Origin of the sequence: [Borrelia] finlandensis (assembly GCF_030438365.2) — a bacterium.
GTDB classification, from domain to species: Bacteria; Spirochaetota; Spirochaetia; order Borreliales; family Borreliaceae; genus Borreliella; species Borreliella finlandensis.
On record NZ_CP124070.1, the window covers coordinates 283,060 to 307,712 of the forward strand.

Annotated in this window: 29 protein-coding genes; all 29 read right to left on the reverse strand. The window is 31.4% G+C overall.

What is annotated here, in order from left to right; translation table 11 throughout:
* Positions 1-3 precede the first annotated feature (3 nt).
* From flhA to ftsZ, 29 genes are read right to left on the reverse strand one after another with little or no spacing between them, the layout of a single operon-like run.
* Positions 4-2,097, reverse strand: a complete 2,094-nt coding sequence (flhA, locus tag QIA19_RS01895; protein WP_301365427.1) for a flagellar biosynthesis protein FlhA — start codon at positions 2,095-2,097, stop codon at positions 4-6.
* Positions 2,098-2,105: 8 nt separating this feature from the next.
* Positions 2,106-3,224, reverse strand: coding sequence for a flagellar biosynthesis protein FlhB (gene flhB / locus QIA19_RS01900; protein ID WP_008882351.1), 1,119 nt, complete (start codon positions 3,222-3,224; stop codon positions 2,106-2,108).
* A complete protein-coding gene (gene fliR / locus QIA19_RS01905) occupies positions 3,224-4,012 on the reverse strand; it encodes a flagellar biosynthetic protein FliR (protein ID WP_008882517.1) in 789 nt (262 codons plus the stop codon). The genes flhB and fliR overlap by 1 nt, the downstream gene beginning before the upstream one ends.
* Positions 4,013-4,044: 32 nt before the next feature.
* On the reverse strand, positions 4,045-4,308 hold the full coding sequence (fliQ, locus tag QIA19_RS01910) for a flagellar biosynthesis protein FliQ (protein WP_301365431.1): 264 nt from the start codon (positions 4,306-4,308) through the stop codon (positions 4,045-4,047).
* A gap of 8 nt (positions 4,309-4,316) precedes the next feature.
* The gene (gene fliP, locus QIA19_RS01915) at positions 4,317-5,081 is read right to left on the reverse strand and encodes a flagellar type III secretion system pore protein FliP (protein WP_301365433.1); all 765 of its coding nucleotides are present in this window, start codon (positions 5,079-5,081) and stop codon (positions 4,317-4,319) included.
* Between the two features lie 10 nt (positions 5,082-5,091).
* The gene (locus tag QIA19_RS01920; RefSeq protein ID WP_301365435.1) at positions 5,092-5,718 is read right to left on the reverse strand and encodes a flagella biosynthesis regulatory protein FliZ; all 627 of its coding nucleotides are present in this window, start codon (positions 5,716-5,718) and stop codon (positions 5,092-5,094) included.
* Positions 5,711-6,052, reverse strand: a complete 342-nt coding sequence (gene fliN / locus QIA19_RS01925) for a flagellar motor switch protein FliN (RefSeq protein WP_002556876.1) — start codon at positions 6,050-6,052, stop codon at positions 5,711-5,713. The genes QIA19_RS01920 and fliN overlap by 8 nt, the downstream gene beginning before the upstream one ends.
* A 45-nt stretch (positions 6,053-6,097) precedes the next feature.
* The gene (fliM, locus tag QIA19_RS01930) at positions 6,098-7,156 is read right to left on the reverse strand and encodes a flagellar motor switch protein FliM (RefSeq protein WP_002656446.1); all 1,059 of its coding nucleotides are present in this window, start codon (positions 7,154-7,156) and stop codon (positions 6,098-6,100) included.
* 37 nt (positions 7,157-7,193) lie between these two features.
* On the reverse strand, positions 7,194-7,730 hold the full coding sequence (gene fliL, locus QIA19_RS01935) for a flagellar basal body-associated protein FliL (protein WP_002656257.1): 537 nt from the start codon (positions 7,728-7,730) through the stop codon (positions 7,194-7,196).
* A gap of 48 nt (positions 7,731-7,778) precedes the next feature.
* Positions 7,779-8,561 (reverse strand): flagellar motor protein MotB, encoded by a 783-nt coding sequence (motB, locus tag QIA19_RS01940; protein WP_301365439.1) that lies wholly within the window; start codon positions 8,559-8,561, stop codon positions 7,779-7,781.
* Positions 8,561-9,343 carry a motility protein A gene (locus tag QIA19_RS01945; protein WP_301365441.1) on the reverse strand — a complete coding sequence of 261 codons (783 nt, stop codon included), beginning with the start codon at positions 9,341-9,343 and terminating at the stop codon, positions 8,561-8,563. The genes motB and QIA19_RS01945 overlap by 1 nt, the downstream gene beginning before the upstream one ends.
* Positions 9,340-9,564, reverse strand: coding sequence for a flagellar FlbD family protein (locus tag QIA19_RS01950; RefSeq protein WP_301365444.1), 225 nt, complete (start codon positions 9,562-9,564; stop codon positions 9,340-9,342). Before QIA19_RS01950 ends, QIA19_RS01945 begins: the two co-directional genes overlap by 4 nt.
* Before the next feature lie 21 nt (positions 9,565-9,585).
* Positions 9,586-10,914 carry a flagellar hook protein FlgE gene (flgE, locus tag QIA19_RS01955; RefSeq protein ID WP_301365446.1) on the reverse strand — a complete coding sequence of 443 codons (1,329 nt, stop codon included), beginning with the start codon at positions 10,912-10,914 and terminating at the stop codon, positions 9,586-9,588.
* 4 nt (positions 10,915-10,918) lie between these two features.
* Entirely contained in the window at positions 10,919-11,362 is a 444-nt protein-coding gene (flgD, locus tag QIA19_RS01960) for a flagellar hook assembly protein FlgD (protein ID WP_008882406.1), read from the reverse strand.
* Between the two features lie 13 nt (positions 11,363-11,375).
* On the reverse strand, positions 11,376-12,554 hold the full coding sequence (locus tag QIA19_RS01965) for a flagellar hook-length control protein FliK (RefSeq protein ID WP_301365448.1): 1,179 nt from the start codon (positions 12,552-12,554) through the stop codon (positions 11,376-11,378).
* 7 nt (positions 12,555-12,561) lie between these two features.
* A complete protein-coding gene (locus QIA19_RS01970; RefSeq protein ID WP_002656732.1) occupies positions 12,562-13,179 on the reverse strand; it encodes a periplasmic-type flagellar collar protein FlbB in 618 nt (205 codons plus the stop codon).
* Positions 13,172-13,603, reverse strand: a complete 432-nt coding sequence (locus tag QIA19_RS01975) for a flagellar protein FlbA (RefSeq protein WP_301365450.1) — start codon at positions 13,601-13,603, stop codon at positions 13,172-13,174. Before QIA19_RS01975 ends, QIA19_RS01970 begins: the two co-directional genes overlap by 8 nt.
* Positions 13,600-14,910, reverse strand: a complete 1,311-nt coding sequence (gene fliI / locus QIA19_RS01980; protein WP_301365452.1) for a flagellar protein export ATPase FliI — start codon at positions 14,908-14,910, stop codon at positions 13,600-13,602. The genes QIA19_RS01975 and fliI overlap by 4 nt, the downstream gene beginning before the upstream one ends.
* Positions 14,911-14,928: 18 nt before the next feature.
* A complete protein-coding gene (gene fliH, locus QIA19_RS01985; RefSeq protein WP_301365454.1) occupies positions 14,929-15,849 on the reverse strand; it encodes a flagellar assembly protein FliH in 921 nt (306 codons plus the stop codon).
* A 14-nt stretch (positions 15,850-15,863) separates the two neighbouring features.
* The gene (gene fliG / locus QIA19_RS01990) at positions 15,864-16,898 is read right to left on the reverse strand and encodes a flagellar motor switch protein FliG (protein WP_002556889.1); all 1,035 of its coding nucleotides are present in this window, start codon (positions 16,896-16,898) and stop codon (positions 15,864-15,866) included.
* 15 nt (positions 16,899-16,913) lie between these two features.
* A complete protein-coding gene (fliF, locus tag QIA19_RS01995) occupies positions 16,914-18,623 on the reverse strand; it encodes a flagellar basal-body MS-ring/collar protein FliF (RefSeq protein WP_008882741.1) in 1,710 nt (569 codons plus the stop codon).
* A 14-nt stretch (positions 18,624-18,637) separates the two neighbouring features.
* Positions 18,638-18,973: a flagellar hook-basal body complex protein FliE gene (gene fliE, locus QIA19_RS02000; protein WP_002660553.1), complete on the reverse strand. Its 336-nt coding sequence runs from the start codon at positions 18,971-18,973 to the stop codon at positions 18,638-18,640.
* Positions 18,974-18,984: 11 nt separating this feature from the next.
* The gene (gene flgC, locus QIA19_RS02005; protein WP_184107401.1) at positions 18,985-19,443 is read right to left on the reverse strand and encodes a flagellar basal body rod protein FlgC; all 459 of its coding nucleotides are present in this window, start codon (positions 19,441-19,443) and stop codon (positions 18,985-18,987) included.
* A gap of 23 nt (positions 19,444-19,466) precedes the next feature.
* Positions 19,467-19,874 carry a flagellar basal body rod protein FlgB gene (flgB, locus tag QIA19_RS02010; RefSeq protein WP_008882632.1) on the reverse strand — a complete coding sequence of 136 codons (408 nt, stop codon included), beginning with the start codon at positions 19,872-19,874 and terminating at the stop codon, positions 19,467-19,469.
* A 33-nt stretch (positions 19,875-19,907) separates the two neighbouring features.
* Positions 19,908-21,254: an HslU--HslV peptidase ATPase subunit gene (gene hslU / locus QIA19_RS02015; RefSeq protein WP_301365458.1), complete on the reverse strand. Its 1,347-nt coding sequence runs from the start codon at positions 21,252-21,254 to the stop codon at positions 19,908-19,910.
* Positions 21,247-21,795 carry an ATP-dependent protease subunit HslV gene (hslV, locus tag QIA19_RS02020; RefSeq protein WP_002556895.1) on the reverse strand — a complete coding sequence of 183 codons (549 nt, stop codon included), beginning with the start codon at positions 21,793-21,795 and terminating at the stop codon, positions 21,247-21,249. The genes hslU and hslV overlap by 8 nt, the downstream gene beginning before the upstream one ends.
* A gap of 8 nt (positions 21,796-21,803) precedes the next feature.
* On the reverse strand, positions 21,804-22,748 hold the full coding sequence (dprA, locus tag QIA19_RS02025) for a DNA-processing protein DprA (protein ID WP_301365461.1): 945 nt from the start codon (positions 22,746-22,748) through the stop codon (positions 21,804-21,806).
* A 9-nt stretch (positions 22,749-22,757) separates the two neighbouring features.
* Positions 22,758-23,450, reverse strand: a complete 693-nt coding sequence (locus QIA19_RS02030; RefSeq protein WP_301365475.1) for a tetratricopeptide repeat protein — start codon at positions 23,448-23,450, stop codon at positions 22,758-22,760.
* On the reverse strand, positions 23,451-24,650 hold the full coding sequence (ftsZ, locus tag QIA19_RS02035; protein WP_002657741.1) for a cell division protein FtsZ: 1,200 nt from the start codon (positions 24,648-24,650) through the stop codon (positions 23,451-23,453). It lies immediately after the preceding gene.
* Between the last annotated feature and the right edge of the window lie 3 nt (positions 24,651-24,653).

Here is a 24,653-nt window from a genome sequence, read left to right on the forward strand (position 1 = left end):
ATATTATTCTTCAACCTCTACTGTTTTAAGAACATTAACTTTAATATTTTGGGGAACCTCTAAAACAGACATAACAACAAGATCTGGAATCTCTCTACTTGTTATCACTTTTATTATAGGTCTTGACGATTCGCTTGAGAGAACAACTGGATAAAACCCTTCTGCTTGAACTTCGTTTACAATTTTGAAAAGTTCATAAATAAATTTAGTTTTTAAATTAGGATCAATTGAACTTATAATATCATGATTGGATTCTACACGAGAATCAATTATCATTTGCTCAAAACTGGGGTTTAAAGTTATTACATTAAGCTCAGAATTTAAATCTAAATATCCACTAGTTATTTGCCTGCCAACCGATTGCCTACATTTCTCAATCAAGAAAAATATATCCTTAGTAATACTTGTGAAATCTGCAATTGTTTCAAAAATTGTAACCAAATTGCGAATTGAAACCTGTTCTTTTAAAAGACCTTGTAAAACCCTTTGAATCTCACCAACCGAAAAATTCTTAAGAACCTCTTCAACAATAGCTCCATAATCTTTTTTAAAAACATCAAGAGTATTTTGAACATCTTGACGAGTCAAAATTTCATAAGAATGTCTTTTAATAAGTTCTGTCATATGAGTAGCAATAATTGAAGGAGGATCTACAACTGTATATCCTAATTTTTCAGCAGTTTCTCGCCCATCATCATTTACCCAAAGAGAAGGAAGTCCAAACGAAGGATCTTTAACAAGATCTCCATCTATTCCAGAATCAATTCCAACATTTATCACTAAAAATTTGCCAAGCTTAATCTCGCCCCGCCCAACTTCAACTCCTCTTAGCTTAAAAGAATAAGCATTGGGCTCAAGTCGCATATTATCAACTATTCTAATCTTGGGCACAACTATTCCAAATTCAAATGCAATCTCACGCCTTATCTTAACAATACGATCAAGCAGCTCAGAAGTTTTTGTATCATCAACTATTGGAACAAGATTATATCCAATCTCAAGAGCTAATGGATCAAGCGGAACAACAGGAGCAACATCTTTGTCTGAATAAATTGACGCCTGCTCTTCTTCAAGTTTCATTTTTTTTTCTATTTCTTCTTTTTGTCTTATTCCTGAAAGAGAATAAGCTAAAAATGCAATTGACAAACTTAAAAACATAAGAATTAGGGTTGGAAATCCTGGAAGAAAAGCTAAAAAAAACAAAAACCCGGAAACAATCCAATAAATTCCTAAATGATTTGTGAATTGCTCAAAAATCTCGCCACCAAAACTATTTTTTGAAATCGACCTAGTAACAATCAAGCCTGTAGCCGTTGAAATTAAAAGAGATGGCAATTGAGACACAAGCCCATCACCAACTGTCAATGAAACATAATTGTTAAGAGCTTCGTTAAAGTTAAGACCTTGCAAAGTTATTCCCACTAACAAGCCACCAAGAATATTTATAAGAGTTATTAAAAATCCAACCTTAACATTTCCTGATACAAATTTAGAAGCTCCATCCATTGCACCATAAAAATTGACTTCTGATTGTAAATCGTTTTTTTGCCTTGTAGCCTCTTCTTCTGTCAAATTTCCAGAACTGTAGGCAGAATCAATCGCCATTTGCTTACCAGGAAGTGCATCAAGAGCAAACCGAGCTGCAACTTCAGCTACCCTTGTTGCTCCCTTGGTAATTACAATAAATTGAACAGCAATGATTATTATAAATATTATAAATCCAATAACAAGTCCTTGAATTCCAGAACTACCCACAACAAATGTCCCAAATGTTCTTATCATTTGTCCATCAAAATTTATACCTTTGGTTAAAATTAACCTAGTAGAAGAAATATTAAGAACGAGTCCAAAAATAGTCATCACAAGCAGCAATGTAGGAAAAACAGAGAAATCTAGAGATCTCTTAGAATAAAGAACAATTAAAATAATTAAAAGGCTTATTACTAAATTAACCGTAATCAAAACATCCAAAATAACTGCAGGAAGAGGCAAAATAAATCCGGCAACAACAAATATCAAACCGACCGAAATTATTAAATCAGACTTATTATTAAGCCCCAAATACCCTAATATAGAATTTTTTCTAGCATCCAACAATAGAACCTCTAATTAAACTTTTTAGTAATAGAATATACTCTCACAAGAATTTTTGAAACAATCTCCCAATATTCTCTTGGAATCTCTTCGTTAACCTTAACATTAGCATAAAGAGCTCTTGCAAGGAGCTTATTTTCCATTAAAGGAACATTATTTTCTCTTGCAATTTTTTTAATTGTGAGAGCTATTTCATCTTGACCTTTTGCAAGCACCCTTGGAGCTAGCATTGTTTCGCTATCCCATTTAATAGCAACTGCAAAATGTTCTGGATTTGTAATTACTACATCTGCTTGAGGAATAGCTACTCTTAAATTGGTACTTAAAATAACCCTCATTCTCTCTTTTATTCTAGATCGAAGCAAAGGATCACCTTCCATTTCCTTTCTTTCCTGCTTTACTTCTTCTTTTGTCATTTTCAAACTCTCAATGTACTGAGATCTTTGAAACAAATAATCAAACACCCCTACAATTGCCAAAAACATTACTGAAAAAAAACATATCTTATAGGCAAGCACTAACACAATAGAAATTCCAGACTGAAGTGTATACTCCGAAAGCTTAGAAATTTTGCCTATATTGTTTTCTATAATAAAATAATATATCAAGCATATTATAACAACTTTTAACAAACTTTTAAACAAATTGAAAAAAGCCCCTGCTGAAAAAAAAGAATTTTTTGCCCATCTGGAAAAATTAAAACTAATTTTATCCCACCTTGGCTCCAAAGATTTAAAAGTAATAAAAAAGCCTACTTGAATAATATTGACAAAAAAATTAACAGCTAAAGATGCTAAAAAAAACAAAACGACATACCCCATGATAGATCTAATATATGCAAAACCCATAGTATAAACACTCATACGCATAACTTCAGGAAGCTTGATGGCCTGCTCTTTAAAAACAGCTATTAAATCTAAAGCAAAATAAGAAAGCATGAAAAAAAACAATGCAAATAACAATAAAAGACTAACGGCAGTATTAATTTCAGTAGACTTTAATACCCGTCCTTCTTCTCTTGCTTTTTGCTTTTTCTGGTCAGTAGGTAATTCAGTTCTTCCCTCATCATCTGCAGAAAAAAAATCAAGGGGAATATACCAACTTTTAATCAAAAATTCATCTTTTATCATTATTTTAAAACTCTAGAAAACAATTTTAAAAAACTATCAAGAGAATCTAGTGAAAGTTCAATCACTCTTTTTGAAGATATTGCTAAGCTTGGAAATCCAATATATAAAATTAACAACCCTAAAAATAGCGAGGTTGAAAAACTAATTATTAATAAATTAATCTGAGGCGATGACTTTGAAAGTATTCCCAATACCAGATAAAAAAGTAAAAGCAAAGACAATATTGGAAACGAAATTAATAAAGCTTTTTCAAAAAGAAAACCAAAAGACATAAGCAAAAGCTTGACAAATTCTGAATTTCTCATATTGACCAAATGTTCAACCCTAATGTTCAAAACAGAATCATGTATGCCAATCACAAAAAACCGAAGTAAAAAATCGCTTGATAAGAACAAAAGCAAAAACAAATAAGCAAAAATTTGTGAAATAATCATGCTATCTTCTTCTGAAAAAACATCAAAAATATTTGCATAAGCAAGCCCAATTTGATTAGAAAAGAAAAATCCAACTAAATGAAAAACATTAAAAATTATATTAACAAAAAATGCCTGAATAAGGCCTAAAATAGCTTCTCCTAATAAAATTAACGCAAAAGAAAGCATATTGTCTAAAGGATAAATAATTTTAATCTTTTCAACAACAATTACGGAGAGAATCAAAGAAAAGAAAAAATTAAAATATCCAATTTTTATTGTTGAAAAAAATGGAGAAAATTTTAAAAACATAAAAATTCTAACCAACACAGGTAAAATTGTAAAAGATTTTAAAACCAAAAAATTTAAATTCAAAATTTCATCCCAATAGTACAATTAGTCATAAATTAAACATTTTGCAATTGACTAAAAATAATATAGGTAAACTGCATAAGCTTATTCAAAATCCAAGGACCAAAAATCACAATAGTTAAAAGTATAACAATAATCTTTGGAATAAAACTCAAAGTTTGATCTTGAATTGAAGTAATAGCCTGAAAAATTGAAATCAAAAGACCAACTATAAGAGCTATAATCAACATTGGAGCTGATAAAATAATAATGTTTTCAATAGAAATTCTAATCAAATAAAGAATGTGTCCTGCAGTCATATATAACCTTACATAAAACTTTTAATAAGACCACTAGTAACTAAAGTCCAGCCATCTACCATTACAAAAAGAATAAGCTTAAAGGGCAAAGATATCATCACAGGGGGCAACATTATCATACCCATAGCCATTAAAACAGAAGCAACAATAATATCTAAAACTATAAAAGGCAAAAATATTAAAATTCCCATCTTGAAAGCCACTTTAAGCTCATGTAAAATAAAGGCTGCAATTAAAACATGCGTTGGCACTTCGCTAAAATTTTTTGGTCGATCATAATTACTCATACTCATAAATAATCTAATCTCTTCATGACGCCCATCAGACATCTGCTTATACATAAAAATTCTAAGAGGAGCAATTCCTTTGTTATAAAATTCATTAAAATTTATTTTTGACTCTTTAAGGGGCAAATAAGCTTGTTCATACATAGAATTAAAAGTTGGCCACATAGTAAAAATGGTTAAAAATAAAGCTAATCCCATTACTATCTGAGTAGGAGGAGATTGTTGAAGAGATAAAGCACGCCTAATAAAATCCAAAACTATGGATATTCGCAAAAACGAAGTCATTAAAACTAAAAAAGCTGGAGAAAGGGTAATAATGGTTAATAGAATCAAAAGCTGCAAAGAAAAAGCTATCTCTGAACCACCAATACTGTCAAAATTTAAAAACGGAAAATTAAGACCATTAGTAGTCTGCAAAGATTTTGTTTGAGCAAAAGATAAACTTGTTACACTAAAAAATAAAAAAAAATTAAAACACTTTCTCAAAATAAACCCTCTAAAATTTTTTTAATCTATCTTGTTTATCCTTAAGTGAAGTCTCAATTTTCTCCTCAAGTTTAACATAATCATTCCCAGAAAAAGGAATCTCTTCTTTTTTGAGCAACATTTTCTTAAAGATTGACTGGAAAGAATCTTTCTTGACAGAATCATTAATTTTGCTAAGCCTAAGTTTTAAATCTTCCAACTCTTCTTCCGATTTAATCTCTTTGAGTAAAGTAAAAGAATTACTAGAAACTAAAAATATATAAACATTCTCTAATATGTTTATGATTCTTATTGAGTTTTTAACATCTATCTCGTAAAAAACAAGCTCCTTAATTAAATTAGAATTTTGTTCATATTTGCTTTTTTTTGAATAAAAAATTAACTTCTTTAATAAGAAAAAGATAAAAAAAGCAATAAGTAAAAATAAAACTATCTTAAGCAAATCCGAAATATTGAAAAGAGAAACTGGCTGAGTACTATCATTGTTAGCAAAATTTGCCTTATCCTCTTCAAAGATTGGCAAGTTAGATTCATTTCCTAAATCGGTAGATACTGAATTTACCTGCTCTTGTGAATTAGCATATGTAAAAACATTAAAAAACGCTAAAAAAACTAAAAATAAAAATTTATTATTCATTTTTAGTTTTAATTATCTCAGTAATTCTAACTCCAAAATTTTCATCAATTACAACTACTTCTCCCTTGGCAACTATTTTACCGTTTACTAAAATATCCACAGGCTCACCGGCAAGTTTGTCAAGAGTAATAATAGTCCCTTCAGACATGCCAAGTATGTCTTTTATCTTGCGCTCTGTTCTTCCAAGTTCTACAGTAAGCTGCATAGAAACATCCATTAAAAGCCCAAAATTACTAGGATCAACCCCCTCTGGTAAAGTATCAATTAAATCGGGAAGCTTAACCCCCTTTATTTCTGGCTTTTCTCCATTATCACTTTTTTCATCTACGCTCATAATTCAACCTCTTAATAATTTAAGTTTTAATAAATAAAATAACTATCACTCAACCTCTTCTGTAAGCTCTTTTAATAAATCAAAACCTTTTATATCTCCAATTTTTTCTGTAATTTGCACTGAAACTTTATTTCCCATTAAACCCATTCTACATTTAAACTTTTCTTTGGTGCCAACTTTCAAAGTTAAATCTTTATTTATTAGAGAAGATTCAAGATTTAAAACATCACCTTTGTCAAGCGATAAAATTTCTCTTACTTTAAGTTTAACTTCCCCTATTTCTGCTACCAAAGGCATCGCTGTATTTTCCAACTTTTCACGCAAAGCATCAAGATTCTCGCTAGTAGTTCCAACCCCAATCAAAGAATGCCAATATCTTGTTGATAATTTTGAAACAATAGGCTCTATGGTAATATACGGTAAACAAAAATTCATAAGCCCTTCTACTTTTCCTATTTTAACCTCAAGAGTTACTAAAATAATCATTTCTGTGGGGGGAACTATTTGAGCAAACTGTGGATTGACCTCAATATGACCAAATCTTGGTCTTAAATCAACCACTTGAGACCAAGCCTCTCTCATATTAGCAAGTATACGAATAATAACACTTTCCATAACAGACTGCTCAATTTCTGTTAAATCTCTACTTTTATCTTTAATCGTATCTCCATCACCCCCAAAAAGCCTATCAACAATAGCAAATGCTATTGTTGGATCAACTTCAAAAATAGCAGATCCTTTAAGAGGGTCCATATTTATTATTGCTAAAGTTGTGGGGTTGGGTATTGACCTAATAAACTCTTCATAGGTTAATTGATCAACTGAGGCTACGTGAACATGAACCATTTTTCTTAAAAGAGCAGAAAGTGAAGTTGTAGTATACCTGGCAAATGCCTCATGAAAACTTGAAACTGTTCTAACCTGCTCTTTTGAAAATTTATCTGGCCTTTTAAAGTCATAAACCTTAACTTTCTGCTTTTTGCCTGTAGGGCTAGAGATAACATTAGAAAGAGATTCGTCTAAGGATAAACTTTCAGACGAGTTAATAGACTCTAAAAGACTATCTATATCATCTTGAGATAAAGCTCCTGGATTGTTTGCCATTTAAAATTCCTTTAAATTTAAAATTCTTTTAAATTTATTACATATCAAAAATATCAATTTGGGTTAATGCTATTTCTTTTATTTCTCCATTTCTAAGAATGCTATTAATTCTTGCCTTAATTTCTGCTTTTATTTGACTTTCATTCTTTATTTCTTGACCAGTTCTTTGGCTAAAATATTCTCTAATAATGTCTTTTAAGCGCACCTTCTGTCTTCCAAGCTCATTAAGAATATTAACATTATTCTCTGCATACCCTAAAGCAAGCTTTACAACAAAAGTTTTTGGAGGAACATCTAAGGTGTTACCTCTAATCTCATCTATACTTTCATACCATATAAGCATAGGTGGCTTTCCTAAGTATTCATTAGAAAAAACTGGAAAATCACTAGGAGCTCCACTTTGACTTACCACCATTTTAGACACAAAATAAGAAACAATTATCATTATTGCAACAGTAAATATTCCTATTGCAAGTATTTGTAAAATTTTTATTATAATATCAGGCAATAAACCGCCTTTTCTACTAACATTGGAATCCCCCATATCTAAATTGTCATCGTCTTTATTAGGCATAATAAAATTCCTCCCATTAATTTCTTTTTTAAAGTTAAAAAGAATTACTTACTGCTTAATTTCCTTAGGGAAACTTAAAGATGCATCTGTAGTAATTAATATATCAATTCTTCTATTATAAGCCCTACCCTCAGGGGTATCGTCTGTTGCAATAGGCCTACTTCCACCAAAACCAGATACTTCAAAATTATTTTCAATTCTTTTAACATTAGATTGATCTAAATAGTTCAAAATATGCTCCAGCATATTAACAGATCTAGCAACCGAAAGTTCCCAATTGCTTTTCCAAGGTCCATTTATATCAGTATCAATATTATCTGTATGCCCTTCTATTTTAAAATTATAGCCTCTAGGGCTTAAAAAGCCAATAAAAGATGCTATTTTTTGAATAGAATCTCTATTCTCTTCAAGCTTAACATCTGCACTAGCAGAATCAAAAAATGCATCTGCTGCAAGAGATATTACAATACCTCTTTCTTCTTGCCTAACTACAATATTTTTAGACTGAATCTTCTCAATAAATTCAATCATAGATTTATTTTTAGCAGTCTGAGATGCTTGTTTATTGCGCACAGTAGAAGGTAAAGACATAAAACTATTACTCAAATAAGATAATTTACTAAAATCTAAAGTTTTACCGCCCTTGAAAAATCCCGCACCCGTGAAAGAAGCAGACATTATTCTTATCACATTTTCTTGAAAAATAATATCATTTAATGAAAACATTGTAACAAAAAACACCAGCAGCAAAGTAACCATGTCTCCATAAGTCAACATATAATCTGGAGACCCTTCATCACATTTTGAAGGTTTCTTAATTCGCAAAGCCATTATTCACCACCAATACTGCTATTAAGCTGACTTCGATCTTTGGGGGTTAAAAACGTCATTAATTTTTGCTCTAAAATTCTAGGATTATCTCCAGACTGAATTGATAAAACACCCTCAATTATCATTGTCTTTACTGCAGCCTCTTCAGTATTAATTTTTTCCAACTTAAGTTGAACAGGAGTAAACATTAAATTTGCCATTATAGTTCCATAAAGAGTTGTAATAAGAGCAACAGCCATAGAAGAACCAAGCGCAGATTTATCCTCTAGATTGCCAAGAAGAGCTACAAGCCCAATAAGAGTACCCGTCATACCAAAAGCTGGAGCAAGCTTTGCCCAAGTTTTAAAAAGATCTGAACCAACCTTATGCCTTTCTTGCATTTGATCAAGCTCTAAATAAAGCATAGTTCTAATTACCTCAGGATCTGCACCATCAACAACAAGCCTCATTCCTGACTTAAAAAATGGATCATTAATTTGTTCAAGCTCATCATCAAGAGATAAAAGACCTTCTTTTCTAGCCTTTTCAGAAAGCTCTACTAATATTTTTATAATAGAAACCTTAGCATATGAATTTCTTCTAAAGAAAAATCCCAAATACGTTGGAATTTTTTTTACAGCAACAACTTCTGAAGAAGCCATAAGAGCAGAAAAAGATCCAACAACAGTAATAAAAACAGAGCTTAAATCCCAAAAAACACCAAGTCCTGTAGGAGTAAATGCCATAGAAATTAAAATAGCTCCAAATCCAACTCCCCACCCAATTATACTAGCTAAATTCATAATTCAACGCCCCCATTTCCTTCTCCTAAAATTTTTTCTAAAGAAGCAACTTCTTTCCTATACAACTTAATCCTACTGACCACCTCTTCAACTTTTTCTCTAACAATTAACTTCTTACCATTCATAAGAAGAATTGTAGTATCAGGATTAGCCTCAATACTTTCAATATGATAAGGATTTAAATAATATCCATCACCATTAAGCTTAGTTACAAAAATCATATACTAAAAAACAATCTTAGATTAATTTTTCAATCTTACAAGTTCTTGTAATAATTGATCAGAAGTGGTAATGGTTTTGGCATTTGCCTGAAATCCTCTTTGGGTCACTATCATGTCTGTAAACTGCTCTGCAAGATCAACATTAGCCATTTCTAAAACACCAGATCTAATATCACCAAGTCCAGCAAGTCCAGTTTCGCCTATTCTAACTTGACCTGAATTGCTTGTTTCTACAAAATTAGTATCCCCTGATTTTGCAAGTCCTCCGGGATTCATAAAAGAAGCAAGAGCAATCTTGCCAAGTTCTCGTCTTATGCCATTTGAATAAATGCCAACTATAACACCATTTTGATCAATTTCATAATTTTCCATATATCCCATGCCATATCCATCTTGAATAATGGCCTTTGTACTACTAGAATCAGCAAACTGAGTAACTGAATCGGTGTAGCTTCCAACTGTTCCCAATTTTAAATTTACAGTTTGCTGCTCACCAGCTTCACCTACATTTGCGCCCAAAACATTAAATGTTATAGGAATTTGAAGAATATCTCCTTTTTGGCCTGGTTGACCATTTAAAGACGCTAATGCTCCTTCATTGTCAAATCCAAGTGTAAAATTTGAATTTTGCTCACCATTTATTAACACTGTTGCATTCCATAAATTAGGCGTATTTAGATCTTTTACAACTCTAAGCTCAAGAACACTAACATTTCCAAAACTGTCATACAATGATTTATTGACAACCCAAGTTCCACGTGCAATATCTGCAGGACTTGCACCTTCTTGAATTAAGGGCAATCTCTTATCAAGATTACAAGCAAAAGTAACATTTTTGGTAGACCTTGCTCCCTCTTTATCTCCAATCGGAATAATCAGATCCTCAATATCAGAAGCTGTATTTATAACCTTTTTACCTTCTAAATCTCTTGCCATCCAACCTTGAATTCGCATTCCATTTGCAGGATTTACAAGATGTCGATCAGAGTCCACATCAAAAGCGCCGGCTCTTGTATAAAACAAATTTTTACCTTCTTTTAAAATAAAAAATCCGTTGCCGCTAACCCCAAGATCAGATGCTTTTTGGGTGCTTTGAAAAGCTCCTTGAGTGTGAATAGTGTCAATTGAGGCAACATTCATGCCTAATCCAACTTGCCTGGGATTAGTCCCACCACGAGCATCAGTAGGGCGAGAAGCTCCAGAAATAGATTGCGATATCATATCTTGAAAATTTACTCTTCCCTTTTTAAAGCCAATTGTATTTACATTGGCGATATTGTTACCAACAACATCCATTCTTGTTTGATGATTCTGAAGCCCAGAAACACCAGAATATAAAGACCTCATCATATAATTATTCCTCCAAACCTACCGATAATATGTTTTTATATACATAATAATTACCATTAACCATAACTTGAGGTATTGCGCCTGTCTTAATGTTTGTGACACGACCTTCAACAATCTCCCCATCACCATGCTGAAATTTAATTACTTTGCCTAATAAATCCAAATCTTTTCTTATTTCTAAAGAAGATGAAAGTTTTTCAAACGATCTACTCATATTAGCCATTTGCTCAAGAGCCGAAAATTGCGCCATTTGCGCAATAAATTCTTTATCCTTCATTGGATTTGTAGGGTCTTGATACCTAAGTTGAGTAATGAGTAACTTTAAAAAATCATCCTTGCCAAGATTAACCTTATTAGATATATTGTCAACATTAAAATCTGGTTTTTTTTTAACTTTATTACTAATATTTAAATTAAAAACATTTTCAACACCGTTCATTTTATTCATTTAGCTCCACCCTCTAAACAATTAAATTAATATTTTTATCTACATCGTAAGAAAATTCAACTTCTTCTTCAATTTGAAAAAATTTATTATAACCAAAATGAAAATTTTGATTCTTAGGGTCATCTTTAAAATCTCCAGTAAAAGAATTTAAATTCTCACCTGCAAGAAAAAGATTTAAGCTGGCATTAAAACCACTCTCACCAAGCATTTTATTTAATGAATGCATATTTTGGTCAAAAAGCATTTTAACATTTTGATTATCCACTACAATCTTTCCCAATAAATTATTATTTGAATCAAGGTTTAAATTAATTCGTATACTACCAAGCTCTTTGGGCTTTAAAACCAACTTAATCTCTCCTGTATTATTCGATTTTAACACAACTTTAGCTTTATCCACAATATTTTTATTAATCTTAAGATTCCACTCTGGCTTTAAACTGCTGACAAAATCAAAGCCTCCAACATCTTTGGAGCTTTTTATATTATAATTAGCAAATTCTTCAACAAAGCCTTTTAAAGAATTGTTTGATATTTCTTTAACTTTATACCTATCAACAAAATTTTGACCATCAATTGCATTTAAGCTAAACTTTGAAAAAACAAAATCATTATGCTCACTATTATTCTTTTTGAAGTTTTTTACATCAATGTTAATAACATTCTTTTCTTCCTTTTTATCATTCAAGCTTATCTGATTATAATGATCATCAATCAAAGCAGTTAAAAAATCGAAAACCAAAAAAGAACTCAAATCATTAAAAGCTAAACAAAGTTTTTCGATTTTTTCAAAAAATTTTTCTTTACCTAAAAAATCAAAATTGGATGATAAATCTTCTTTAATGCTATTTAAACCTTTAAAATCTAAAAATACATTCATTCTAGCAATTAAGGATTTCAAATCGGAAACAAAATCTTCATTTTCAAGTTTTTTTAAAAAAAAGGATTTATTTAAAGGTGATTTTTTTAAATTTTTAGCAATAAATCCATTGTCTTTAAAAAAATTTAAAAAATCAAATATCATAAATTTTGCTTTAGCTAATTTTTTAGATTCAGAAGACATAACATTTAAAAAAGAGCTCGCATTTCCTTTAGATTCCATCTTAGAAACATTTAAATTTAACCCCTTAATTGTATTCAGGAGATTTAATTTATTCCCATAAGCTTTACTTAAATTTAATAAATTATTCATATACACACTACTCCAATGAACTAACAGACATTTTTCTAATCAATATAGCAGCTTTTTTAGAATCCATAAGAGACAACCAATAAGGAACAATTGATAAACGACCTTCTTTTTTGGAAAGCTCTTCAATTTTCCGCATATAAGATATTGCAAGCTCGGGATTTAAATCTTCAAGCCGCTTAACAGCATCTTCTGGCGGCATATTCATCAAATATACAGCTGTTTGCAAAATATTTGCTTCCTCATCATTATATTTATTTATAATGTCATCTATTACCTTTTGTTTTAAATCTAAATCTTTCTGCTTTTGTTTAAGCTCAAATTCAAGCTTATTTAAGCTGTCTTCTTTTAGCTTTAGATCTTCTTTAAGCTTTTCAATCTGCTGATTCTTAATATCAATAGCTTCTCTTTCCTTAACAAGTCTAGCTTCATCAAGAATTATATTAGAATTATGATCAAAGACCAGAGAAGTTTCTCCTAACAACTTGGTTCTTACAAATTCGGGAAAATATCTTTTAGTATTATACATTCCAATAAAATCAATAAAGAATAATACAAAGAAAAATAAAATAACAATTAAAAATAACAAAAAAAATGCCCTAAAAAAGAACGATAAAAAATTATTCACTTTCATTCCTTAGATTTTGACAAACTTTATAATTTACATGCTCATCTAGCAGCAAGCTTTCCTTTTTTTCTCTATTTTTAATTATAGAATTATTTAAATTTTTTATTAATATCTTAATCTTTTTTTCTTGCCTATATTTATCTACATAAATATCATAACATTTGTTATACTGCTTTCTAAGCTCTTCAAGAATTTTAAAATTTTGGGTTTTTTTATAATTTAAACAGTCTATATAACCTCTTATGTAAAGATCATCAAAACCATTCAAGTTTTTTAAAACATTAGGAATTCCATCTGAAAACTGATTTATTTTTGAAATTTTCTTATTTATATTCATTAAGTCTCTCTCGCTTAGCTTTCGAAAGTAGGTTCTAATCGTCAATATTCTACTAAGCTTTTGCTTTCTAAAGTTTAAATAATTCAAGATAATATTTCCTTTATTTCATCTTCTAAATTTTCAAAATCAAATGTTTCGTTTATTCCTTGAGAAATAAAATCAATAATCTTAGGATACTTGGAAATTGCAAAATCAACATCCTTATTGGATCCTTTGAGATAAATTCCTGTTCTAATAAGATCTTCATAATCTTTATAAATAGACAATAAATTTCTGGCTTTCATTATTAATTTTTGTTTTTCTAGGCTCATTATTCTATGAATAGATCTTGAAGTTGAACTTAAAACATTTATTGAAGGATAAATTCCCCTGTCAAACAAATCTCTGTCTAAAATAATATGACCATCCAAAACAGCTTTAATATTATCGGCTACAGGCTCTGTAAAATCATCCCCCTCAACAAGAACAGTATAAAACCCAGTAACACTTCCCCCATTACCATTAAAGCCCGATCTCTCAAGCAAAATTGGAATTTCAACAAAAACAGAAGGCGGATAACCTTTAGCTACCGGAGGCTCTCCTAAAGAAAGAGACATCTCTCTTTTAGCATTTGCAAACCTGGTAATAGAATCAAAAAGCAAAGCCACATCTTTGCCTTGCTCCCTAAAGTATTCTGCTATCATGGTAGCAACATAAGCTCCCTTATACCTTGAAATGGGAGATTCATCAGAAGTTGAAACAACTAAAACACTTTTTTTTAAACGCTCTTCACCAAGCTCATGTTCAATAAACTCATTAAGCTCTCGGCCCCTTTCCCCAATAAAAGCAATAACGTTTACATCTGCATTTGAATTTTTTGCAATCATGCCAAGCAAAGTAGATTTACCAACACCAGAACCAGAAAAAATACCAACTCTTTGTCCTTTTGCAACTGGCAAAAACCCATCAAGAACTTTAACTCCCGTTAATATTTGATCTTCAAAAATACTTCTATTAATTGGATTAATTTTTTCAAAAATTAACTCTTTATAACTATTGTTCAAAAATGACCCTTTATTATCAATGGGTCTGCCAAGAGAATCAATAACTCTTCCCAAAAGCTCATCACTAAGATTTATTTCTAGCCCTTTGTTTAAAGAATAAACTTTATTTCCAACTTCAATCCCGCTAAATCCTTCATAGGCCATAAGGCTAACATAAGGACCATTAAATCCTAAAACCTCTGCGCACACCTTTTTACCATTTCTTTGATCAATTAAACACAAATCTCCAATAGCACACTGAGGTCCTAAACTCTCAACTAAAAGACCTTTTATTTTTTGCACCCTGCCAACAAAAGAAACAGTTTCAATATTATCTACTTGTCTTAAATAATTTTCAAAAAAATTGCTCACTAAAATTCCTTTAGATACTTAACTTAATAAAGAAAAATTTTTAAACTTTTCCTCTATTTTATCAAGTTGAGAAGAAATGCGCGCATCAATCTCTCCAAAATTAGTTTCAATTATACAACCGCCTTTGCCTATGTTGGGATCTTCTATGATCTCTAAATTTTCTATAATATCAAATCTAGAAATAAAATCACTCTTTTTGTGTCTAACAATATCTAAATCATCAAGATTTACACGAATGGTAATCTGTGTTTTATCTTTTACCCTTTTCAAAACCTCATTAACATTTTCCAAAACAATATCTTTTTGAGAATCTGTAATCCTCTTAATAACCTTAATTGCAATTTGCATAACAAGACTTACTATCTGGCCACTCGAAGATTCAAGAATACCTTTCCTTTCAGCAATCAGAGATGCTATTATAGCATGTAATTTTCTCATAACTTTGTCAAAATCTTCAAAACCACTTTCATAACCTTTGCTATATCCCTCTTCCCTGCCTTTAGCTGTTGCTATCTCAAGATCTGTTTTTAATTTTTCTTCATACTCTCTTGCTAATCTTTCAATCTCGGCATTAGATTCAGTCTCAATAGATTCTTTCTTGTAAATAGCTTCCTTTTGTAAAAGATCTGCTTCTTGTTTGGCTGCTTCTAATACTTCATTAGCCTTTGCCCTAGCCTCTTCAATAAGCCGCTTAGATTCAATTTGAACTTCCTCTTTGGCAAGTTCTTGCCTTTTAGCAAGCTCTTCCTCAAGTCGTAATTTTTCATCTTTTAAAAGCTGCAACTCTTCTTTAAGATTGGAAATTTGATTTTCTATGTCGTAAACCTTGCCTTCCTTCTCCTTGATTTCCAAAGATTCAAAAACAGGCTTTGCTATCTCAACAAACTCAAACTTTACTAAATTATCAACTTCTGATGATTTATATAAAACCTTAGGCAAACAAAACTCCTTTATCAGACAAGCACATCTTCTTCACCACCCCTTGAAATAACTATTTCTCCCTGTTCTTCTAATTTTCTAATAAGAGAAACAATTTTTTGCTGAGATTCCTCAACATCTTTTCGCCTAGTAGGTCCCAAAAATTCCATGTCTTCCTTAAGCATTGAAGCCGCTCTTTTTGACATGTTTTTGAAAATTTTTTCTTGGACAGGAATATCTACAGATTTTAAAGCTTTTGCTAACTCTTGACCATCTATTTCTCTTAAAACTCTTTGTATAGATCTGTCATCAAGCAAAACTATATCCTCAAACACAAACATTTTCTTCTTAATCTCTTCTGCAAGCTCTGGATCTTCTTCTTCAAGAGATTCAATAATAAACTTCTCCGTTTTTCTATCAGCCATATTAATTATCTCAACAACATTGTCAACTCCCCCTGCTGATGTATAATCTTCTGAAGAAAGAGAAGCTAGTTTTTTCTCAAGAACTCTCTCAACCTCTCTTACAACCTCAGGAGAAGTTCTATCCATTAATGCAATTCTTCTTGCAACATTGGTTTGTACCTCTGTGGGCAAACTAGAGAGAATAAAAGAAGCCTTTTGAGGATCAAGATATGAAAGAATTAAAGCAATTGTTTGGGGATGTTCTTGCTGAATAAAGTTTAAAATATTCGCAGGATCTGCTCTTCTTACAAATTCAAAGGGTCTAGACTGTAAAGCAGAACCCAAATTATTAATAATATCAACTGCTTTTTGAGTCCCAAGAGATTTTTCAAGAAGCTCTCTTGCATAATCAATTCCACCTTTTTGAATAAATTCTTGAGCCATCATTAATTCTTTAAACTCTAAAAGAACATTATCTTTAAGCTCAGAAGTAATTGTCTCAAGCTTTGCTATCTCAAATGTCAAAGACTCTATCTCTTCTTGAGAAAGATACTTAAACACTTTAGAAGAGATTTCAGAACCTATTGAAACCAACAAAATAGCAGCCTTTTGCTTGCCTGTTAAAGCAGAAACATCCAGAATCTCCTTTTCTTTTTTTTCTTCCATATCAATTACTACCTTTTACGCGTTTTTCAAAAGCCATGTTCTTATAAGCTTAGCAACATCTTCTGGCTTTTCTCTGGCTAAAAGCTCAGCATTGCTTTGAAGCTCATCGCCTTCTCTAATCCCACCAACAACATCGTCAACGCCAATATCGTCACCACCATCCATTAAGGCTTGTTGACGTCTCAAGTGTGCTTGCTTTGCTAATTCCTCTTCTCTAAGACGTCTTCGTCTCTCAAGTTCTCTAGAAATAGCAAAAAATATCGTAAATACTAAAATTAATAATGAAAATACTATACTTGCAATAAATAAGAAATATTTAAACCTTTCACTTGCAAAATAATTTTCATCTATTTCTCTAAATTCATTCATACGATCAAAAGATATATTTCTAACCGTTATTGAATCGCCTCTTTCTGGCTTATATTCAAAAGAACTTTGCAAAACATCTTCAATATTTTTTATTTCTTCTAATGCCATAGGCTTATATTCTCTTTTTCTCATTCCATTTTCTATTACGAAATCTCCCTTCTCATCGTACACAAAATTCCAAATACCATCTACGAAAATACCAAGAGAAACACCTACAATCCTAGCGGGCTCTTTTTCGCTTGTAGATTTTTTTTCATTCAAAGCAACATTTTTGATCTCTTGAGACTCATTATATTTACCAGTAATATCACTTAAATCCTGATATTCAGGAGGAGTATTGCCTTCCTGCCCAGGAGGTCCCCAGGGGCTATATCCCTGACCCTGATATTCTTTTTTTTGAGTCTGAGAAGATATAATAGTTGAATCGCTTACTTTCCTAGTGTTATAAGAAGCTTTTGGATCTTGAGATTGAAGCTCAATAGGGGCATACTCTTTAGACTCTGTAGTTTCTTTTGAAGTATCAAGCTTTACATTTACTCTTGCTATCATAAATCTATCAACAGACAAAACCTTACTTAATGCAGAATCGATTTCACCCCTAAGCATAGCTTCATACTTAAGCTTTAACTTACGCTCTTTTTCTGCTAAGTCTATTCTATCTATCCCATCCAAATTAGAAAAATCATTTAAAATAGTTCCCCTATTATCAACAATAGCAATATTGTCAGATTCAAGACCTTCAATGGCATACTGAATAAGTTTAACAAGTCCTTCAACTTTTTTTCTATTGGTAATAATATCAGAACCGGGCCTTGGGGTAATTCTAACAGATGCCTTAACAGGCTCTTGAGACTCTTTAAAAAGAGCTTTCTCGGGCATAACAAGATTCACACTAACAGCATCAACATCATCTAAAGCTACAATATGCTGTTCAACCGCTCTTGTAATAGATCTTCTAAGATTAATGCTTCTTTCAAAATCAGTAATAGTCCACCTATCAATATCAAACAAAGCCCATGGATCCATATGAACGGGCACAAGCTCTTCTCTGACAAGAATTGCTCTCATTTTTTTTGCAAGCTTTTCATCATCTAAATAAATTCTTCCATCAGAACTCAAAAAATACTTAACATTTTCTCTATCAAGTCTTTGCGATATCCTATCTAAGAGATATTGATCTTTAATTTCAACCCCAAAAAGAGCAATGCTTTGACTTTTAGTAGAAAACCCTATTAAAAAAACAAGCGCAAGAATCACAAAAAAAATAATCAATCCTAAGGCTATTTTCTGAACCGTACTAGCTTTTTTGAAGATTCCTTTTGCTGAAACAAAAAAATTAGTAAAAAATTTGCTCAAAATCTTATGGCTCCTTAACGAATATTGATTATATCTTGATAAGCCTTCACACCTCTCTCAACAACGGCCTTTAAAATGCTTAAATTCATATTCGCCTTAGACATCGCTATTACAACATCATGAACATCAATGCTACTAGGCTTAAGAATAGCTTGTTCTGTAACCTTAGAAACATTTAATTGGCTTTTGTTGACATCAGTAATCGAATTTATTAAAACATCCTTAAAAGTTTTAATATCATTGTCTTTGGCATTACTTTTAGAACTAAAAAGATTCACATCAAAATGCAAAGGATTTTTTTTAACCAAATTAATATTATTTTCTGTAAAAAAAGCATCTGTTCTCACCAATGATCTCTCCTTTAGCCTTGAAGTATAGCTAACGCACTTCTAAACATAGACTTACTACTATTGATGACAGTAGAATTTGCCTCATAAGCACGAGAAGCTGAAATCATATCTACCATTTCTTCAACTAAATTAACATTGGGAAGCTCCACATAACCTTTTTTATCTCCAGAACTTATTGAATCAGGATGAGTTGGATCATATTTTAACTTTAATGGAGATTTATCTTTTTCAATGCTAGCAACCCTAACTCCTTGACCAATGCCATTATCAAGATAATCCGGAATAAAAGGCCCTTTCCAATAAGGATTATTAACCCTTGGTGCAAAAATAATCCTTTGCCTTCTATAAGGTCCACCATCAGGAGTTCTAGAAGTAGAAACATTTGCAATGTTATTAGAAATAACATCAATCCTTAACCTTTGTGCTGTTAATCCCGTTGAAGCTACATTAATGCTTGAAAACAATCCCATTTTACATTCCTTAAGATATTAATTTATTTTAATACAATATTTATACTTTTAAAATAATGCGCCTGAACATTAGTCATAAGATGATACATCATTTGGTTTTGCACAAGTGCCTTAACCTCAGAATCAATATCAACATTATTGCCATTATTATTCATAGTTGAAAAATGGTCAAGAACTCTGTGAGGCTTGACATCTGAATACTTTAGATTTTTAAACCCAGACAGGTGCTTATCACTAGATTTAATTAAGTTTAAATTATTTTTATCTTCATTTAAAAAAGCCTTTTCAAGCTCTGATTCAAAAGAAATTTTGCTTCTTTTAAAATTTGGAGTATCTACATTTGCTATATTGTCAGAAATAACGCTTTGTCTTAAACTCAAAACATCTAAATACCTATGTGAAAAATCCACAGATCTTTCAAAATCATTCAAATTGAAACCTCCCTCATTTAAAATTGCTTTTAACTAAATTATATAATAATTCAAATCTTTTTGTTCGTTAATTTGTATTTTTTTATTAACATAGTCCAAGTTTATTTCAAATTTTTTCAACTTACTGCCGGGCACTTCAAAAAAAAGATCTGCAAGCACTATTTCCATAACACCATGAAGTCTTCTGGCACCAAGATTTTCACTCTCAAGATTCATATTAAAAGTAAGCTCTGCAATTCTATCTATAGCCTCCTCACTAAACTTTAAATCTAAATCATAAACCTTAAACATCGCAACATATTGTTTTATTAAAGAATTTTTTGTTTGTTTTAAAATTTTTTTCAAATCGTCTATGCTTAAACTCTTAAGTTCAACCTTAATAGGAAATCTTCCTTGAAGCTCGGGTATTAAATCAGAGGGTTTGGCTAAATTAAATGCTCCTGCTGCAATAAATAAAATATGAGAAGTATCAACTATTCCATATTTTGTATTAACTTTAGAACCTTCAATAATTGGCAAAATATCTCTTTGAACACCTTCTCTGGACACATCATTGCCACTCCTATTCTTAGCAGCTATTTTATCGATCTCATCAATAAAAATAATTCCCATATTTTCAACTTTAGATTTTGCAATATCTGAAATGTTTTCGTGATCGACCAATTTCTCAAGCTCTTCTGCCAATATTATTTCCTTTGCTTTTTTAATCTTCAATTCTCTTTTCTTTTTTCTATCAAATATATTGCCCAGCAAACCGCCAATTCCCATATCAATCTCTTCAAAATTACCACCCGTAAATATTTCTATTGTAGAAAATGGCATTTTACTAGAAATTTGTATTTCAATAGTAGTATCATCAAGCTCACCTGCTCTAAGCTTTTTTCTAAGCTTCTCTTTTACCTTTTCTTCCGCCTTTATTTCATTTGGATCCATATTCTCAGAATTACTAGATCCCTTAAAAAGACTATCAACTATTCTCTCCTCTGTTCTTACTAAAGCATCATCTCTTACAGTACTATACATCTCTTCTTTTACCATATTAACTGCAATGCCCATTAAATCTCTAACCATAGATTCAACATCACGACCAACATAACCAACCTCAGTATATTTTGTAGCCTCAACTTTAATAAAAGGAGCTTTAATTAATTTAGAAAGTCTTCTTGCAATCTCAGTCTTCCCAATGCCAGTTGATCCAATCATAATAATGTTTTTAGGCATTACCTCATCTTTTATTTCTCTTGGAAGCCTAGACCTTATATATCTATTAACAAGAGCAATTGATACTAATTTTTTAGCTTCGTCTTGACCTATTATATATTTATCAAGTTCTGCAACTACATCTTTGGGAACTATATAGTGCTCTTCTAATTTATTCATTTTCAATCTCCTCAAGCACAATATTAGAATTAGTATATATACACACTCTTGCTGCTATTTTTAAAGATCTAAGCGCAACCTCAAAAGCACTTAATTTTTTGTTCTCCATGTAAGCAAGAGCTGCTGAATATGCATAATTGCCACCACTGCCAATTGAAATAACATCCTCTTCAGGCTCAACAACATCACCAGTACCAGAAATCAAAAGAATATTGTTAGAATCAGCAACAAGCATCATAGCCTCAAGCTTATGAAGTATTTTGTCAGAACGCCAATCTTTTGCAAGGTCAACAGCCGCCCTTTTAATGTCAATCAAACCATCGCCTTTTGCTTTGATTTTTTCTTCAAATTTTTCAAAAAGAGTAATTGCATCAGATGTTGAACCTGCAAATCCTGCCAAAATTTTCCCATTAAGCAATTTTCGTATTTTAATAGCATTACTCTTTAAAACAGTATGTCCAAAAGTTACTTGTCCATCTGCTGCCACCACAGTCTTACCATTTTTTTTTATTGCAATAACTGTGGTTCCTTTAAAGCTCATATTACCCCCTATTTATATACCTCTTTTAAAAGTTCCCCAATAAGAACATCAGATACATTTTTACAATCACAACACTCTTTAGAATCATCTTCAATATTATTGGAATCTACATATTTAATATTTAATAAAGCATAAAGATCCTTAACGGTTTTTATTTCTTGCGCACCAAAATCATGCAATTTTACAGCTCCATCACCACAAAAATCTAAATCATAAACATAAACATCAAGTCCTAAGTCAAGACCAAGCTCAGCTGTAATTAAAGCTCCTGATTTCAAGGGCGCATATGTTATAAAAATAGCATCTGACAGGCCTGAGACCAATCTATTTCTTTTGGCAAAAAAATAATTTTGAATTTTATCAAATGGCAAAGTCTCAGTAATTATTCCTCCACCTTGTTCTAAAAGCTTGAAAACATATTTTCGATTTTGCTTAGGATAAATATTATCAATATCTGTTGGAATAACAGCAAATGTTCTCTTATTCTCATTTATTGCAGCTATATGAGCCTCAATATCTGCCCCAATTGCAAATCCAGAAATAATCTCTACACCATTTTTTGCAAGATGTGAAGAAAATTCCCTTGTTCTCTCAGCAAGAGTTTTACTAATTTTTCTAGAACCAACAACAGCCCAAGACAATAAAGAACAATCTGGTAAATTGCCCTTGTAGTAAATAGCAAAAGGAGGGTCATAGATTCTTTTAAGCTTATTAGGATAAAACTTAGACCCCAGAATAGCAACTTTGGCCTTGGTCCTTTGAATAACTTTTTCTTGCAACTCTACTAATTTTAGATCGGGCAACCCAAACAATCTTTTAAATGATTTTAGAAAATAAGACTCAATGTCCTTCTGGGTCAATTTAATAACATTATTAAAATCAAAATTATTAAAAAGTTTTAATTTTTCTTTGCCTTTTAAAAATTTCAAATTATCAATATAAAGCAATTTCATCATAAATAATTACTTCAAATTACTCATGATCCTAGAAACACCTTCTTTTTGCTCTTCAGTTGAAGCCTTTTTACTAGCTTTATCATAAAACAATATAGCATTACCAAGATCGCCCAGCGAATAATAATTTGCACCTCTTAACATTAAAAACTCAAAATAGTCCTCACCCATATCACCAAGTTTATTTAAATAATTTTTAGCTTCAAGTTGTTTATCAAGATCATATACGTACATATTAGAAATGGCAAAAAGAGAATCTTTAAAATCATCTCTAATTGAAAGTGATTTTAAAAAAGAATTTTCAGCAAGAATTATGTATTTTTCAACTTCATCTTTTACTCTTAAATTTTTAGCTAAATTATAAGAAGCAACACCTATATAAAAATGAGATAAATAATTATTGGAATTGATTTCTAAATTTTTAGCAAAATATTCAATAGCAGGTCCGTACTGACCAAGCTTAAAAAATTCAAGACCAATTAAATTAAAAAATCTGGCTTTCTTATCAATGGAATTAACTATCTTTAAAATATTTTTATCTTCTTTTTCAATAAATTCTTTATAAACTTCAATCTTAGATTCAGATCCACCACCTGAAATTTCCAAATCTCTTAATCTAAGCCCAAGATTTGATTTTTCTTTAGACTCATTACCACAAGATAAAAATAAATTAACAAGAATTATTAACCACAAAATTTTCACCTAATCATCGCTACTTTTTTTATTTAAATTTCTAAGAAATGTTGGAACATCAATGTCATCATCAAAATAATTAACATTTTTGGACTTTGCCGCAAAAGAAGAATCTTGTTGCTCATAAGATCCAGAAGGAGCATTTTGATTGCCTGACATTAAAGTATCAAACTCTTTGGAACTTAAAGTATTATTTTCTGGTGCACTAGATATTTCTTTTTGCTTTTTAGATGCAAAGCCTGTAGCAACAACTGTAACGTAAATTTCATCTTCAAGATTCGAATTAATAGCATGCCCATATATTACAGTAGCCTCATCATCAACACTAACCGTGATTATCCCCATAATCTCTTCAAGTTCAAGCAATGAAAAATCATCTCCGCCAGTAACATTAACAAGAAGCCCTTTAGACCCTTCAATACGAACTTCCTCAAGTAATGGATTACTAATGGCAGAAGTTGCAGCATCAACAGCTCTATTTTCGCCTTTGCCATATCCTATTCCCATTAAAGCATCGCCCTGGCCTTGCATAATACTTTTAACATCGGCAAAATCAATATTAACCTCTCCATGCTCAATAATAAGCCCTGCAATACCTTGAACGCCCATTCTAAGAACATCGTCTGCACGCTTAAAAGCATCTTTAATGGTGGTTCTTTTGTCAACAACAGTTAAAAGCTTTTGATTTGGAATAATAATCAATGTATCTACAGACTTTCTTAAGTTATTTATTCCCTGCTCAGCAAGTCTCAACTTCTTAGGACCTTCAAACTTAAAAGGCTTTGTTACAACTCCAACTGTTAAAATACCAAGCTCTTTTGCAACTTGCGCAATAACTGGAGCTGCTCCGGTTCCTGTCCCGCCCCCCATACCAGCAGTAATAAACACCATATCGGCACCAGAAAGATGGTTGCGTATAACATCTATGTCTTCCTCTGCTGCAGCTTGCCCAATCTCAGGCTTTCCCCCAGCACCAAGCCCTGCTGTAACTTTTGCTCCAAGGGCAATTTTTATGGGAGCAATAGAGGTTTGGAGAGCCTGAAGATCAGTATTAGCCACAATAAATTCAACATCTCTTACTCCATATTCAATCATACGATTAACAGCATTACTACCTCCTCCGCCCGCACCAATCACCTTAAGAATTGTAGGATTTGTAGTAGAATCAAATCTTCTTGTATGGCTATCAATCATATTATAATCTTTCATTAA